At 30.9% G+C, this 16,322-nt stretch carries 15 protein-coding genes; 10 read left to right on the forward strand and 5 right to left on the reverse strand.

The window, feature by feature from the left end; genetic code table 11:
- Nucleotides 1-14: 14 nt before the first annotated feature.
- The 9 genes from CLLT_RS05585 to lepA are packed head-to-tail and all read left to right on the forward strand — an operon-like array spanning nt 15 to nt 11,123.
- The gene (locus tag CLLT_RS05585) at nt 15-1,127 is read left to right on the forward strand and encodes an ABC transporter substrate-binding protein (protein ID WP_012661815.1); all 1,113 of its coding nucleotides are present in this window, start codon (nt 15-17) and stop codon (nt 1,125-1,127) included.
- A gap of 10 nt (nt 1,128-1,137) precedes the next feature.
- Nucleotides 1,138-2,253, forward strand: a complete 1,116-nt coding sequence (locus CLLT_RS05590; RefSeq protein WP_074692985.1) for an ABC transporter substrate-binding protein — start codon at nt 1,138-1,140, stop codon at nt 2,251-2,253.
- Between the two features lie 20 nt (nt 2,254-2,273).
- A complete protein-coding gene (locus tag CLLT_RS05595) occupies nt 2,274-3,170 on the forward strand; it encodes a branched-chain amino acid ABC transporter permease (protein WP_012661817.1) in 897 nt (298 codons plus the stop codon).
- Between the two features lies 1 nt (nt 3,171).
- The gene (locus CLLT_RS05600; protein ID WP_074692984.1) at nt 3,172-4,203 is read left to right on the forward strand and encodes a branched-chain amino acid ABC transporter permease; all 1,032 of its coding nucleotides are present in this window, start codon (nt 3,172-3,174) and stop codon (nt 4,201-4,203) included.
- Nucleotides 4,200-4,970: an ABC transporter ATP-binding protein gene (locus tag CLLT_RS05605; protein ID WP_012661819.1), complete on the forward strand. Its 771-nt coding sequence runs from the start codon at nt 4,200-4,202 to the stop codon at nt 4,968-4,970. The genes CLLT_RS05600 and CLLT_RS05605 overlap by 4 nt, the downstream gene beginning before the upstream one ends.
- Complete coding sequence (locus CLLT_RS05610) at nt 4,957-5,652, forward strand: ABC transporter ATP-binding protein (RefSeq protein ID WP_012661820.1); 696 nt, start codon at nt 4,957-4,959, stop codon at nt 5,650-5,652. The genes CLLT_RS05605 and CLLT_RS05610 overlap by 14 nt, the downstream gene beginning before the upstream one ends.
- A 3-nt stretch (nt 5,653-5,655) precedes the next feature.
- Nucleotides 5,656-8,886 carry a c-type cytochrome biogenesis protein CcsB gene (ccsB, locus tag CLLT_RS05615; RefSeq protein ID WP_012661821.1) on the forward strand — a complete coding sequence of 1,077 codons (3,231 nt, stop codon included), beginning with the start codon at nt 5,656-5,658 and terminating at the stop codon, nt 8,884-8,886.
- An 11-nt stretch (nt 8,887-8,897) separates the two neighbouring features.
- Nucleotides 8,898-9,323 carry a hypothetical protein gene (locus CLLT_RS05620; RefSeq protein WP_012661822.1) on the forward strand — a complete coding sequence of 142 codons (426 nt, stop codon included), beginning with the start codon at nt 8,898-8,900 and terminating at the stop codon, nt 9,321-9,323.
- A gap of 9 nt (nt 9,324-9,332) precedes the next feature.
- A complete protein-coding gene (lepA, locus tag CLLT_RS05625; RefSeq protein WP_012661823.1) occupies nt 9,333-11,123 on the forward strand; it encodes a translation elongation factor 4 in 1,791 nt (596 codons plus the stop codon).
- A gap of 29 nt (nt 11,124-11,152) precedes the next feature.
- Here lepA and CLLT_RS05630 read toward each other — a convergent pair whose 3' ends face one another.
- Nucleotides 11,153-11,773: a hypothetical protein gene (locus CLLT_RS05630; RefSeq protein WP_012661824.1), complete on the reverse strand. Its 621-nt coding sequence runs from the start codon at nt 11,771-11,773 to the stop codon at nt 11,153-11,155.
- A 274-nt stretch (nt 11,774-12,047) separates the two neighbouring features.
- Here CLLT_RS05630 and CLLT_RS05635 point away from each other — a divergent pair, with 274 nt between their 5' ends.
- Complete coding sequence (locus CLLT_RS05635) at nt 12,048-13,376, forward strand: MATE family efflux transporter (RefSeq protein ID WP_041570386.1); 1,329 nt, start codon at nt 12,048-12,050, stop codon at nt 13,374-13,376.
- Here the strand turns inward: CLLT_RS05635 and CLLT_RS05640 are convergent.
- The 4 genes from CLLT_RS05640 to thiD are packed head-to-tail and all read right to left on the reverse strand — an operon-like array spanning nt 13,357 to nt 16,206.
- On the reverse strand, nt 13,357-13,998 hold the full coding sequence (locus tag CLLT_RS05640) for a uroporphyrinogen-III synthase (protein ID WP_049752001.1): 642 nt from the start codon (nt 13,996-13,998) through the stop codon (nt 13,357-13,359). The genes CLLT_RS05635 and CLLT_RS05640 overlap by 20 nt on opposite strands.
- On the reverse strand, nt 13,995-14,621 hold the full coding sequence (thiE, locus tag CLLT_RS05645; RefSeq protein ID WP_012661827.1) for a thiamine phosphate synthase: 627 nt from the start codon (nt 14,619-14,621) through the stop codon (nt 13,995-13,997). Before thiE ends, CLLT_RS05640 begins: the two co-directional genes overlap by 4 nt.
- A complete protein-coding gene (gene thiM / locus CLLT_RS05650; RefSeq protein WP_012661828.1) occupies nt 14,608-15,390 on the reverse strand; it encodes a hydroxyethylthiazole kinase in 783 nt (260 codons plus the stop codon). The genes thiE and thiM overlap by 14 nt, the downstream gene beginning before the upstream one ends.
- Before the next feature lie 3 nt (nt 15,391-15,393).
- Nucleotides 15,394-16,206 (reverse strand): bifunctional hydroxymethylpyrimidine kinase/phosphomethylpyrimidine kinase, encoded by an 813-nt coding sequence (gene thiD, locus CLLT_RS05655; RefSeq protein ID WP_012661829.1) that lies wholly within the window; start codon nt 16,204-16,206, stop codon nt 15,394-15,396.
- Nucleotides 16,207-16,322 lie beyond the last annotated feature (116 nt).

Here is a 16,322-nt window from a genome sequence, read left to right on the forward strand (position 1 = left end):
AAAAAGGAGTTTTCATGAAAAAAAATCTACTACTAGCTAGCTTACTTTGCGCTAGCTCAATTTATGCTGCAGAAGTAAAAATAGGAGTTGTTTTACCACTTACTGGTACTTTAGCAGCCTATGGTAATGATGTATATGAGGGCATTAAACTAGCCAATACCTTAAATCCAAATTTAAAAAATGGAGATAGTATTAAAATTATAGCTATTGATACTAAAGGCGATAAAATAGAAGCAGCAAATGCTACTACTAGACTTATCTCTCAAGATAAAGTTTTGGGTCTTATAGGTGAAGCTGTGACACCAAATACTATGCAAGTTTTATCTATAGCTGAAGAAAGAAAAATTCCTGCTATAGCTCCAGTTGCCTCAGGGGATAAACTTTTAGATAAAAAAAGCTATGCTAGTAGAGTTTGTTTTATGGATAGTTTTCAAGGAGATAAATTTGCAAACTATGCATATAAAGATTTAAATTTAAAAAGCGTGGTTGTTATAGTTGATCAAAGCAATGTATATTCATTGGGCCTAGCAAGAGCTTTTGAAAAAGAATTTAAGCAAAATGGTGGAAAAGTACTTAAAAAATTAACCATTTCTTCAGGTGATAAAGACTTTAAAGCCATTGTTTCGCAACTTAAAAGTATCAACCCTGATTTTGTTTATATGCCAATTTATCATCCAGAGGCTGCCTTAATAGCAAGACAAGCAAAGGCGGTTGGATTTAACAAACTTTTAAGCGCAGGAGATGGAGTAAATAATAAAACATTTATTGAGCTTGGTGGAGATGCTGTAAATGGAGTGGTATTTACCGATAGTTTTGATTATAACAATCCTCCAACAGCTTTGTCTAAAAATTTCATCAATGCCTATGAAAAAGATCATGGCACCAAAGAACTTCCAGCATTTTCTGCTATGGGGGCTGATGCTTATTATGTAATGGTAAATGCAATGAATGAATGCGCTAGCAATCTTAATGCACAATGCATTAATGAAAAAATTCACTCAACTAATAATTTTGAAGGCGTGGGTGGAGTTATAAGCATAGATGCTAGTGGCAATGCAAGTCGTTCTGTAGTTATAAAAGAAATACAAAATCAAAAACAAGTATATAAAACTATTATCAATCCTTGAAAGGTAAACTATGAAAAAAATTAGTATAGCTATATTATCTATCATAGCTTGCAATATCATACAAGCAAAAGAAATCAACATTGGCGTAGTTTTACCTCTGACAGGTTCTACGGCAGCATATGGACAAAGTGCTTTAGATGGAGTGAAAATTGCAAATTCTATGAAAAACACACTAAACAATGGAGATAAAGTAAATTTAGTAGTAGTAGATACAAAAGGTGATAAAATAGAAAGTGCCAATGCTAGTACAAGATTAGTTTCACAAAACAAAGCTTATGCACTAATTGGCGAAATGCTAACAGCTAATACTTTGCAAGTAATAAGAATTGGCGAAGAAAAAAAGATCCCAGTGGTTGCTCCTGCAGCTACTGCTGATAAAATTTTAAATAAAAAATTATATGCCAGTAGGGTTTGTTTTATGGATAGCTTCCAAGGCTCATCTTTGGCTAGTTATGTAAAAAATAAACTAAACTATACTAAAGCTGTGATAATCAGCGATCAAAGCACGGATTATTCTTTGGGTTTAACTAGAGCCTTTGAAAAAGAATTTAGCAAGCAAGGTGGAAAAATTTTAGATAAATTTAGAATCACAGCAGGTGATAAAGACTTTAAAGCTATTCTTGCACAAATTAAAAATTTAAAACCTGATTTTATTTATCTTCCAGTATATTATACCGAAGCTTCTTTATTTGCACGCCAAGCAAAAGCAATGGGCATAAATATCCCTATGGGTTCAGCAGATGGAGTGGCTGATGAAACCTTTATTAATCTAGCTCAAGATGCTGCAGAAGGATATTTATTTACTGATAGCTTTGATTATAACAACCCTCCAACACAACTTTCAAAAGACTTCATACTAGCTTATGAAAAAGAAAAACAAAACAAAGAGGTTCCAAACTTCACAGCTATGGGCGCAGATGCATATTTTGTAATTTTTGAAGCTATGCAAAAATGTGTTGATAATTTTAACAGTGAATGTATCAACAACAATATCCATACTACTTCAAAATTTGAAGGTGTTAGCGGAGTAATTAGCATTGATAAAACGGGCAATGCTACGCGTTCAATTGTTATAAAATCAATAGAAAATCAAAAGCAAATTTACAAAGATACGATTCTTCCGTAAATAAAATTTTAAGAGGTTCAATGGATAGTTCTTTAATTTTACAGCAAGTTATAAATGGTTTTAGCTTGGGCAGTATGTATGCACTTATTGCTATAGGCTATACAATGGTCTATGGTGTTTTAAGATTAATTAATTTTGCGCATGGTGATATCATGATGGTAGGTGCATACTCAGCTTTATTTTGTGTTACAAGTATGAATGTGCCTTTTTTAGGAGCTCTTTCTTTGGCTATGTTATTTGCGGCAGCTTTAGGTATAGCTATTGACAGAGTAGCTTATAAACCTCTAAGAAAAGCACCTAGAATTTCTTTACTTATTACAGCCATAGGTATAAGCTTCTTAATACAAAATGTATTTAATGTCTTATTTGGCTCAACACCAAAATATTTTCCTGTACCAAGTTATCTTGAAACGGTGATTAATTTTAATAATATCAGTATTAGTATTAATAATATTTTAGTACCTATCTTAACATTTTTTATACTATTAGTGGTTTTATTTATACTCTATAAAAGCAAATATGGCATTGCTATTAGAGCTTTAGCTTTTGATATTCATACTGTAAATTTAATGGGAATTGATGCAAATCGTATTATCGCTATTGTATTTGCATTAGGCTCAGCTTTAGCTGCTATTGGTGGTATTTTTTGGGCCGTTAGTTATCCTTCTGTTGAACCTAGCATGGGAACTCTTATAGGGCTTAAAGCTTTTGGAGCTGCGGTTTTAGGTGGTATTGGTTCGGTTGCTGGAGCTGTTTTAGGTGGTTTGATTATAGGATTTACAGAAGTTGTTGTTGTTGCTATTTTTCCTGATCTTTCTGGTTTTAAAGATGCTTTTGCATTTATCTTTTTAGTATTGATTTTGCTTTTTAAACCAACTGGAATTTTGGGTATAAATTTTGAAAAAAGTAGGTTTTAAGATGGTTGCAAGAAAAATTACACATTTAAGTTTTTTTATCATAGCACTTGCTTTTCTTTTTATATCTCCTTATTTTTTCAATGATTATAAAATAGGAATTTTAAGTAATATTGCTATTTTTGTTATCTTGGCAGTAAGCTATAATCTTATCAACGGGGTTACAGGACAATTTTCGCTAGAGCCAAATGGCTTTGTAGCTATAGGAGCCTATGTTGCAGCTTTAGTATTGCTTACAAGTGAAAGTAAAATCGACCAGTTTTCTTTAGAAGATCCAAGTAGCTTTATTTTGATGATTCATTCACCAAGTTTTATTGTAGCCTTACTTGCTGCTGGACTTTGTGCTATGCTTTTATCTTTAGTTTTAGCTTTTGCAGTATTTAGAGTTAGAGGGGATTATTTAGCTATTGTAACACTAGGTTTTGGTATTATCATTAAGCTTATGGCGATTAACTTTGCTTCTGTTACAAATGGCTCTTTAGGTTTAAATGACATTCCTAAACACACTACTTTATACTGGAGTGGTGGGATTGCCATATTTTCAGTTATTATCATCTTAAACATTGTTAGTTCAAAATTTGGTAGAGCTATGAAAGCTGTAAGAGATGATGAAGATGCAGCATTGGCAATGGGTATAAACACCTTTAATATCAAAACCTTAGCCTTTAGTACTTCAGCGTTTTTAGAAGGTGTTGGGGGAGGCTTGCTTGCTTGTGCGCTAGCTTCAGTTTCACCTGAGCAATTTGACTTTTTATTTACCTTCCAACTTTTAATCATCATTGTTTTGGGCGGCTTAGGTTCAACCACTGGTGCTATTATCGGAGCTATTTTAGTAATAGGCGGAAGCGAATATTTAAGATTTTTAGATGAAAGTATGAATATTTTTGGTTATGAAACCCCTGCTATGCCTGGTCTTAGAATGGTTGTATTTTCCATTGTATTGATCTTGGTAATGCTTTTTGCAAGAAGAGGAATAATGGGAGATAAAGAATTAACAGATATTTTATTTAAGTTTTCTAAAAGGAAGAAAAAATGATTTTAGAGCTTAAAGAAATTCATAAAAATTTTGGTGGAGTTAGCGCCATAGCAAATACCTCATTTGCCATTAAAGAAAGTGAAATTTTTGGACTTATAGGCCCAAATGGTGCAGGAAAAACCACACTATTTAATATTATTACAGGAAATTATAAGCCAAGTAGCGGAGAAGTCTTTTTTCTAGGAAAAAAAATTAATCATTTAAAACCACACAAAATAGTTCATCTGGGTATAGCAAGAACTTTTCAAAATATCAGACTTTTTTCCAGTATGAGTGTTTTAGAAAATGTATTAATTGGCTTTGATCAAAGTATTAAATATAATATTTTCGAAGCCTTTTTACACCTTGGAAGATTTTCTAAAGCTGAAAAAAATGCAAAAAAAGCAGCTTATGAAATTTTAGAACAACTCAATATTGCCCATTTGGCTGATGAAAAAGCTACTAGTTTAAGCTATGGTCAGCAAAGAAAAGTTGAAATAGCAAGAGCTTTAGCAACAAATCCTAAGCTTTTATTGTTAGATGAACCTGCAGCAGGGATGAATTCTACAGAAAGTGACGATTTGGCTGAGTTAATTTTTAACATAAGAGATAACAAAAAAATTAGTGTTTTGCTTATAGAGCATGATATGAAATTTGTAAATAAACTTTGTGATAGAGTTATGGTGCTTGATTATGGTAAAACTATTTTTGAGGGAAAACCAAACGATGCGGTGCAAAACCCTGAAGTAATTAGTGCATATTTGGGAGATTTTAATGCTAGTAGTTAAAGATTTACATGTTTATTATGGTTTGATTGAAGCTGTTAAAGGTATTGATTTTACTATAAAAACAGGAAGCATAGTTAGCTTAATAGGCTCAAATGGCGCTGGAAAAACCTCAACACTCAATGCTATGCTAAATTGTGTTAAAAAAACCGGTGAGGTAACCTTTTTAGGCTATGACACTCAAAGACATTTACCGCACACCCTAGTTCAAAAAGGCATTGCATTAGTGCCTGAGGGAAGAAGGGTTTTTATCAATCTCACTATAGAGGAAAATTTAAAAATTGGTGCCTTTAATAATGCAGAAAATTATGAGCATTTAAAAAATCAAATGTATAGGCTTTTTCCAAGATTAAAAGATAAAAAAAATGCCCTTGCAGGAACTCTAAGTGGTGGTGAGGCCCAAATGCTAGCTATTTCAAGAGCGCTTATGAGCGAACCAAAACTTTTAATGCTTGATGAGCCTTCTTTAGGACTTGCACCTAAAATAGTTGGAGAAGTTTTTGACATTATAGTTAAACTAAAAGAAGAAGGAATCACCATTTTATTAGTAGAGCAAAATGCATTTTCAGCTTTAAAAATTAGCGATTATGCTTATGTTTTGGAAAATGGTAAAATCGCTATGCAAGCACCTGCAAAAGATCTTATCGGCAATGATGAGATAAGAAAAAAATACCTTGGAGCTTAATTCATGAAAAAACAACTTTTAACTTTTGGGGATATAAAAATTTCTATTTTTTTATTTTTAATTTTTGCCCTATTTTGCGCCCTAGCTACTTTCATAGAGAGCGCTTATAACACTCCAACAGCATGGGCGATGATCTATGGCTCTTCTTGGTTTGGCTTTATACAACTCATACTAGGGATTAATCTTTTAGCTGCTCTTTTTAAATACAAAATGTTTAATAAGAAAAAAATACCACTTTTAATCTTTCATATCTCATTTTTATTTATATTACTAGGCTCAGCGATGACTAGATATATGGGATTTGAGGGAAATTTGCACATTAGAGAAAATGAAAAAAACAATATCATTGAAACTTCAAAAAGCTATATTTACATAGCAACCTTAAAAGATGATAAAGTATATAGCGCTTCAAAATCTGAATATATCGCAACCTTGCCTTTTGTAAATGATTTTTCATTTGATTTAATCTTGCCTGATGAAAAAGCTCAAATTGCATATGAAAATTTAATCTTAGATGCAAAAGAAGTTTTTATTGATGATAACAATTCTGCTCCACTTTTATCCTTAATGCTTTCACAAAATAATGAATCCAAAGAATTGCTTTTTCAAGCAGGAGATATTGAAAATATCAGTGGCATTAATATAGCATTTTTAAATGACTCTGTTCCAAGTCCTTATATAAAAATCGATAAAGAATTAAAGCTTAGTGCTGATTTTGATTTAAAATACATGTCAATGAGTGATGGCAAAGAAAATATTTTAAAAGCAAACCAAAAAGCACAAGCTAAAGATTTAAGATTGTATTCTTTTAATGATATTAATTTAGTGGTTAAATTTGCTTCTTTGCATGGTAAAAAAACCTTAGAAGGTATCAATCAAGCTCAAGATGAAAGTTTTTTTACTTGGTTTAAAAATAGTTGGATAGAGCTAGGACGCAATGCTTTGATTTCTTTATTTGGCGAGGCAAAATACTGGAATAATTCTTTATTAAATAACTTCAAAGATTTTGCTCAAAGCACTAAATATATGCCAACTCAACTTTCAGATAATGCCATTAATGCTTTAAAATTAAAACTAAGCTACAAAGGAGAATCCAAAGAAGTTTTCCTAGTAGAATACAACTCACCTATTCGCATTGATGTAGCAGGTCAACCTTTCTTTTTAAGATGGGGCCCTAAAGGAATAGAAATGCCGTTTGAAATGTACTTAAAAGACTTTGAATTAGAACGCTATCCTGGATCAATGTCGCCTATGTCTTATGCAAGTTATGTAGAAATTGACAATGCTAACAAGAAACTAGAGTATAAAATTTTCATGAATAATGTTTTAGATTATGAAGGTTATAGATTTTACCAAAGCTCATATGATCAAGATGAACTTGGTACCATTCTTTCAGTTAATAAAGATCCAGGTAAAATTCCTACATACATAGGATATTTTTTACTCACACTGGGAATGTTTTTAAATGTTTTAAATCCTCATTCAAGATTTAGAACCTTAGCTAAATTAATCAATCAAGACACCCTGAAAAAAACAAGTGCTATTTTAGCTTTTATATTAGTTTTATTTACAGGCCAAAATACTTACGCAAATGAGCCTATCAAGGTAGATGAAGCACACGCTAAAGAACTTGCTTCTTTGATAGTACAAAAACCTGATGGCAGAATGGTTCCTTTTAATACTTTGGCCATGGAAGTTTTAGAAAAAATTCACAAAACAACGACCTTCCAAGGACAAAGCGCTGAAGCAACAATCATATCAATGATTTTTGATGGTAGTGCATGGTATGATAAAGATATTATTTTTATGCCAAGCAGTCGTTTAGTTAATGAGGAAATTTCTAAAATTTTAGAAATTGAGCCTAGAGCCTATACTAGTTTTAAAGATTTTTTCACTACAGATTCATATAAGCTACAAAAATATGTAGAAAATGCCAATAGAAAAAATCCAAACCGCAGAAGTGTTTTTGATAAAGAAATCATCAAGCTTGATGAAAGAGTTAATATTGTAAATTTAATTTTCTCAGGTGATATTTTTAGATTTATTCCTTTGCAAAATAGCACAAATAATCAATGGGTAGCACCGCGTGAAGCCTATATAGGATTGAAAGGCGAAGAAGGTGTGGAAGTTAAAAGTATTTTAGAAAACTATTTTAATGCAGTTAGTAATTCCATTATACATAATAACTGGGATGAAGCAACTAAAAACTTAAATGCTATCAAAAATTACCAAGAAAAATACGGCCATGAGGTTATGCCTAGTGCTAAAAAAATTAACACTGAAATCTTTTTCAATAAAAGTCAAATTTTCCTAAATCTTACCCCTCTTTATCTTTGTGCTGGATTTTTGCTTTTAATTATAGTTTTTATTAAGATGCTGCTGCCAAAAATCCGCATTGACTTTATTTTTAAATGTGTTTATGTATTTAATATTGTGGCATTTTTCATCCATACTTTAGGTTTGGCTTTGCGTTGGTATATAGCAGGTCGCGCGCCATGGAGTAATGCCTATGAAAGTATGGTTTATATAGCTTGGGCTTTATCATTATCTGGAATTTTTTTCTCAAGAAAAAGTCCTATTGCGCTTTCTTTAACTTCTATTTTAGCAGGTGTTACTTTAGGTGTGGCTCATCTTAGCCAAATGGATCCACAAATTACTAATTTAGTTCCTGTGTTACAATCATACTGGTTGACCATACATGTTTCAGTTATTACTGCTAGTTATGGATTTTTAGGTTTATGTGCTTTACTTGGAATTTTTGTATTAGTTTTATTTTGCATGCTTAAAAACAATGGCAAACATAATGAAAATATTTTAAGAAATATCACAGAAGCCACAAGAATCAACGAAATGGCGATGATCTTAGGACTTTGCTTACTTACAGTTGGAAATTTCTTAGGTGCTATATGGGCAAATGAAAGCTGGGGAAGATATTGGAGCTGGGATTCTAAGGAAACTTGGGCTTTAATTAGTATTTTAGTTTATGCGGCTATTTTACACATTAGAATGGTGCCAAAATGGGCAAATCAATACACTTTTGCACTTTGTTCCATGTTTGCATACTGGGTGATTATTATGACTTATTTTGGAGTAAATTACTTTTTAACTGGTATGCATTCTTACGCAGCAGGAGATTCAGTAAAAATTCCTGATTATGTATATTGGGGCTTTTTATTTATGGTGGCATTAAGCATAGCAAGTTATTTCAAAAAATCTTATGCAAAAAAATTATAGGAAAGTTTTAAATGAATAATTCTCTTTTTATATTTTTGATTATTGCTTTAGTTGTGGTTATTATACTTGGAATTCTTTTGGTTTTATTTTTTACACATAAAGATAAAAACTCAAACAAATCAAACATCACCAAGACTCAAAAAATAAGCAATATAGAAGATTTTATATCTAAAGCCAATAATGCAAAAAATTCTCAAGAAATTCAAGCTTTAATTTTGCAGTTTTTAAATTCACAAAAATTAGGATCTAACCCAAAAGATAGCGCCACCAAAAGAAAACTTGATTTTATTAGTGCTATTTCAGCAAATGCCAATGCCACTCCTAAGAATATTTCGTTTTTAAATAATGAATTAAAAAAAAGATATAAAGCTTTAAAAAAAGAAATAGATGCCTATGAACAAATAGGTCTAGCAAAAAGAAAAATGAGACAATCTTAAGGTTTTTTAATGAAAAATATAAGAAATTTCTCAATCATAGCTCATATTGATCATGGAAAAAGCACGCTAGCTGATAGGATTATTAGCGAATGTGGTGCAATTAGCGATAGATTAATGAGTAATCAAGTTATGGATACTATGGATATAGAAAAAGAACGCGGTATCACTATAAAAGCTCAATCTGTTCGCTTAAATTATAAATTTAACAATGAAGAATATGTATTAAATTTAATCGACACTCCAGGCCATGTGGATTTTTCTTATGAGGTAAGTCGTTCTTTGGCAAGTTGTGAGGGAGCTTTACTTGTAGTTGATGCTTCACAAGGAGTTGAGGCACAAACTATAGCAAATGTTTATATAGCTTTAGAAAATAATCTTGAAATCATCCCTGTTATAAATAAAATAGATCTTCCATCAGCTGATATTGAAAAAGTAAAACATGAAATAGAGCATATTATAGGAATTGATTGTTCTAGTGCAATTTGTGTTAGCGCAAAAACAGGTGTTGGCATAAAGGAACTCATAGAAACTATTATCACAAAAATTCCTGCTCCAAAAACAAATGATGAAGCGCCAACAAAAGCTTTAATCTATGATTCTTGGTTTGATAATTACTTAGGCGCTTTAGCTTTAGTTAGAGTTTATGAGGGAAATATCGCTAAAAATGAAGAAGTGCTAATAATGAGCACAGATAAAAGACATATAGTTCAAGATCTTTTCTATCCACATCCACTAAGCCCTATAAAAACTAAAAAATTAGAATCAGGCGAAGTTGGTGTTATCGTACTTGGGCTTAAAAATGTTGCTGATGTGCAAGTTGGTGATACTATAACACTAACTAAAAACAAAGCAAAAGAAGCTATTGGTGGTTTTGAAAAAGCCAAAGCTTTTGTTTTTGCAGGATTATATCCTATAGAAACGGATAAATTTGAAGATTTAAGAGACGCACTTGATAAATTAAAACTCAATGATAGTTCCATCACTTATGAGCCTGAAACTTCTTTGGCTTTAGGATTTGGCTTTAGGGTTGGTTTTTTGGGTCTTTTGCATATGGAAGTTATAAAAGAAAGATTAGAGCGTGAGTTTAATCTTGATTTGATCGCAACAGCTCCAACCGTTACTTATGAAATTTATCAAACTGATGGAGAAATTTTAAAAATTCAAAATCCAAGCGAACTACCACCTGTAAATAAAATAGATCACATCAAAGAACCTTATGTAAAAGCAACTATCATTACTCCAAGTGAGTATTTAGGAAATTTAATCACTCTTTTAAATCGCAAGCGTGGTATGCAAGTTAAGATGGACTATATCACTCCAGAGCGTGTTTTACTTGAATATGATATCCCTTTAAATGAAATAGTAATGGACTTTTATGATAAATTAAAATCTCTAACTAAAGGTTATGCTAGTTTTGATTATGAGCCTATAGAATTTAGGGTTGGAGATCTTGTAAAACTTGATATAAAAGTAGCTGGTGAAAATGTAGATGCACTAAGCATTATAGTGCCAAATGAAAAGGCTTTAAGTAAGGGTAGAGAACTTGTAAAAGCTATGAAAGAAATAGTTCCAAGACAACTTTTTGAAGTAGCAATACAAGCTAGCATAGGCAATAAAATCATAGCAAGAGAAAATGTAAAATCTATGGGAAAAAATGTTACTGCAAAATGCTATGGCGGTGATATTACTAGAAAAAGAAAATTGTTAGAAAAGCAAAAAGAAGGTAAAAAAAGAATGAAAGCCATAGGTAAAGTTCATTTACCTCAAGAAGCATTTTTAAGTGTTTTAAAAATAGACTAAATCCCTAGTTTGTACACTAGGGATATTAATTAAGCGTTGATATCTAAAGAATTTCCACCCAATTCATTAATTTTTTGAGTTACTTTTTCAATAGCCTTATCCATGGTTTCATAGCTAATATCAGGAAGCTTGCCACCCCACATTTTTTCAGCTTGCTCAAATCCTGTTTTCAACCCTTCTAAACCTTTTTGTAGCTTATCCAAATCACCTCCGGCTCCATTTATAACAAAATCAGCCAATCTTTGAGATGTCTTTGCTACACCAAAATATCCATCTTCCCCAATAAGCTCTTTTGCTTCATCAGCATTTAAACTAAGTATATCTTTACCTTCATATCCTATAGCTTTAAAATCTACATTTGATAAAATAGCTGTTAAAGAATCCTTAGATTGAGCTCCTTGAAAAATTCCAGCTTGAGATAGACTATTAGATGAACTCATACTAAATGCTTGTTGCATAAAACTCATAGTATACAGCTCAGTTATACCTTTTCCGCCTATACTAGCAAGTTTACTAAGCTTATCCTCATCTATATCTTTTGTGCTATTAGCGCTTTTAGTATTAGCATCTTCAAGCTTAGTATTCAAATCAGCCTTCCTGTTGCCAATCTGTGACTCCACTGCCACGCGTGAATACGAATTTATTTGCATCCTTGCTCCTTTGTTTGTGGGTTTATGAAAATCGGATAAAAATTATTAAATTTTATATTAAGAAATTTATAACCACCACTATAATATAATTTCTTTTATTTATTGTATTTTTAAAATTTAGGTGAGATAAATGTTATTTAAAGATTTTTTCATAATCATTGTTGATCCGTATTTTAAAGATATCATAGAAGGCATAGAATCTCTTTATTAAATTTATTTTATTTTAAAAAAACCATATAAATAAAATAATTTTTAATAAGGAAAACCTATGTCAATACATAATTTTTATGCTACATCAAATCCTACCAAACTTTTTATAAAATGCGCTCTACCAAATATGGCTAGTATGGCTTTTATTTATCTTTATGTGATTATTGATGGAATTTTTGTTGGAAGATATTTGGGCTCAGATGCACTTGCTGCTATGAATTTAATGATGCCTTTTATCATGATAAGCTTTGCCCTAGCTGACATGATAGCTATAGGATCATCAGTACAAATAGCTATTAATCTTGGCAAAGAAAAAGTTGAAAAAGCAAGAGCTATTTTTTCTTTTTGCATAGTTCTTATTTTTGCAATTTCTTGCTTAATGGGAATTTTAGGATTTTTCTTAGCACAAGCACTAAGTGCTTTTATGGGAGCTGATGAGAATATTCAAAACTTATCTACTGAATATATGCAAATTTTTGCTATTTTTGCTCCCTTTACTATGTTAGCTTTTGCTATGGATAATTATCTTAGGATTTGTGGGAAAAATTTTTATAGCATGATAGTTAATGTAGTTACTGCTTTGAGTAATATTTTTCTTGATTGGCTTTTTATAGTGGTTTTTGATTGGGGGCTTTTTTCAGCAGCTTTAGCAACTTGTATAGGTATGTTTTTAGGAAGTATTTTAGGGATATTACCTTTTGTTTTTAAGGATTTGGTTTTAAAATTTAAAAAACCAATAATCAAACTACAAATACTAAAAAATATACTCTATAATGGCTCATCTGAATTTTTTTCTAATATTTCTAGCTCTTTTTATACTATCTTAGCTAATGCTTTTTTGCTTGAACTTTCTGGAAATACAGCTGTTGCAGCATTTTCAGTGATTTTATACCTTAGCACTTTTATTTTTATGTTAATTTTAGCAATGTGTGATGCTATGCAACCTGCATTAAGTTATAATTATGGGCACAAAAATATTGCAAGAATTCAAGCTATTTTTAAAAGAATATTTTTTGCTTCTTGGATTGTAAGCATAGTAGTATTTTTACTTGTGTATTTTTTTAATGATATTTTAGTAAACATTTTTAATAAAGATAATAACCAAAATTTTGCCCACATAGCACAAAATGCTTTATATTTGTTTTGTTTTTCATTTTTATTTTCATGGTTTGGAAAAATTTGTGCATCATTTTTTACAGCACTTGATAAACCCTTATTATCATTAGGAATTTCTATTACTCAAAGTCTTATTTTTCCAAGTTTAGCTTTGCTTATACTAACGCATTTTTTAGGAATAAATGGGGTTTGGCTAGCTACTTTAGTGGGTGATATTTGTATGATTTTTATTGCTTCATTTTTTCTATATAAAACTTTTAAGACTCTAAGCTCTTAGCTAATTTTATACAAGAATTTAAATCTTGTTTTTCACATATATATAAATTTTTAAAATTACTAAGTTTTAAAGCCGTGCTTTGGCCTATAACTACGGCTTTATCATTTTCCTCTAAGTTAAAAAATTTAAAAAAAATTTCCACACTCGATGGAGCACTAAATACAAAAACACTTGGATGAAAAATATTCAATTCATTTTCATTTGGCTTTATGGCTATATTTTCATAAACGATAATTTGCTTTAAAAAAATACCTTCCTTTAATAAATTCTCATCAAGCTTTGAACTAATTTGCCTAGCTCTTAAATATAAACATTTTTTATTTTTAAACTCAGGTAAAAATTCACTAGCTAAATTTTTACCATAAGCCATACTAGGATATTTAATATTTTTAAAGCCAAGCTCTTTTGCAAATTCAGCACTCTTTTTACCCACTGCATAAATTTTAATGTCAAAATCAATCTTATTTTTGCTCAAAATCAACGCTTTTAATGCATTTTTAGAGCTAATGATCAAACAATCAAATTCCTTTAAATTAACTTCAAAATCAAAATATTTAATTTCATTTAATCTTATATTTTTGACCCCATCAAATTTTTTATCGCCTATAAAATAAATCATTATTTTCCTATAAAAGTTTTATCAAAATTTGATCTTAAATTTAAAGTTGCCATATAAGGATCACTTGCTTGCATGATAGCTCTAATTACGGCTATACCTTGGATATTGCAGTCTTTAAGCAAATTTAAATTTGTTTCATCTATCCCGCCAATAGCCACAATTGGCAAAGTGCTTAAATTTGAAATTTCTTTTAAACCATCTATACCAAGAATAGCACAATCTTGCTTACTAGGCGTTGCAAAAACAGCCCCTACTCCAAGATAAGTAGCATCTTGAATGTTAGCAAGTTCGCTTTTATGATTGATTGTAAGTCCTATGATTTTATCCTCACCCAAAAGCTCTCTTGCTTTTTTTAAAGGCATATCTTTTTGGCCAATATGCACTCCATCTGCATTAACAGCCATGGCTATATCAATTCTATCATTTATCACAAATGCAGTGTTGTATTTTTCGCACAAAGTTTTAACCTTTAGTGCAAGCTTGTAAAATTCTAAGGTGCTAAGATTTTTTTCTCTAAGTTGCAAAATATCAATTTTTGCTTTTAATGAAGCCTCTAAGATATTTAAAAACTCACTTTCGCTTTTTTCACCCTTGCTTGCAACAAGATAAATTTTAAATGATTTCATATTTTGCTCTTTTTTTAACATCTTCATCATTTAAATTACTCAAAGCATCTATTAAATTTACCCTAAAACTTCCACTTCCATTAGAAATTTCTTCAGCCATCTCACATGCTATGTCAAAACTTAACATCGCCTGCAAACTTGCTTGAAATTTATCTTCTATAACCCCAGCAAAAACTCCACACATAGAAGCACACATACAACCTGCTCCAGTGATTTTAGTAGCCATTATAGAACCATTGTAAATTTTTGCAATTTTTTCACTTGAGATGATAAAATCAACTTCACCACTTACTACTAAAATTCTATTATGCCCTTTAGCATACTCACAAGCCTTATCTAAAAAATGATCATTAACAACAAAAGTATTATCAGTACCCTTTGCTTTTCCATCTAAACCAATAACACTAGCTATCTCAGAAGCATTTGCTTTAATAATGCTTATTTTGTAAGAATTTAATAATTTTAAATTAATAGCATCTCTAGCCATGCTCACACCCAAAGCAACAGGATCTAAAACAATAGCCTTATTTAAATTTCCATAAAATTTAGCACTCTCATACATAGAATTTGCAACTCTTTCATTGATAGTTCCTGTGTTTAAAACCAAACAATTGCAAATTTTAGAAAATTCTTCTTGTTCTTGTATAAAATCAGCCATTATTGGGCTTGCACCTATAGCTATACTAGCATTTGCACAATCATTTACCGTCACATAATTTGTTATATGATGAATCAAAGGTTTTACTTTTCTTATTTTTTCAATATACATTTTTTATTCCTCATCAAATTTAAAAAAATGATTTGTAGGGCCACAACCCTTGCCAAGCTCTAAAGAATGTAAGATAGCATTATAAACATATTCTTTAGCAAGTTTTATAGCCTCATGTTTATTTTTACCTAATGCAAGATTACTTGCTATGGCTGAGCTTAATGTACAACCCGTACCATGCGTATTTTTTGTATTTATTTTTTCACCTTTAAAAATGCTAAATTCTTTTCCATCATAAAAAATATCATCGGTATTTTTTTCATTATGCCCACCTTTAATCAAAACACTCTTAGCACCAAGCTCAAAAAGCTTTATAGCTGCTTTTTTCATATCCTCTTCATTAAGTATTTTAAAATCGCATAAAAATTCAGCCTCAGGAATGTTTGGAGTAAGCACATCAGCTAAAGAAAGAATTTCATCTTTAAAAAACTGACAATTTTCCAAAGGCATTAGCGCATAACCATTTTTAGCAAACATCACAGGATCAATTACAATATTTTTTGATTGAAATTTAAGCAAATTTTCTTTTACACAAGTTATGATTTCTTTTGAGCCTAACATTCCAATTTTCACAGCTTTTGGCTCTATATCTTCATAAATTGCTAACATTTGTTCATCTATTATTTTAGTTGGTATATCAAAACAAGAAATAACCCTAGCAGTATTTTCTGCAACCACGCTTAAAACCACACTCATACCAAATAAATTATGAGCACTAAAAGTTTTTAAATCAGCCTGCAAGCCAGCCCCACCACTACAATCACTTCCAGCTATTGTTAGTATAGGAATTTTTGTTTTTGTTTTTGCTTGTATCATTAAATTATCCTTTTATAAAAAAGGAAAGTTTTTGCAAGAAATTCAAAGTTTGCATTACCAAACTTCTCAAGGGTCGAAGCCAAACTTCCTCTCAGCAAAAGCTCCCCATTGGCTAA

This window comes from Campylobacter lari subsp. lari (assembly GCF_013372185.1).
GTDB lineage: Bacteria > Campylobacterota > Campylobacteria > Campylobacterales > Campylobacteraceae > Campylobacter_D > Campylobacter_D lari.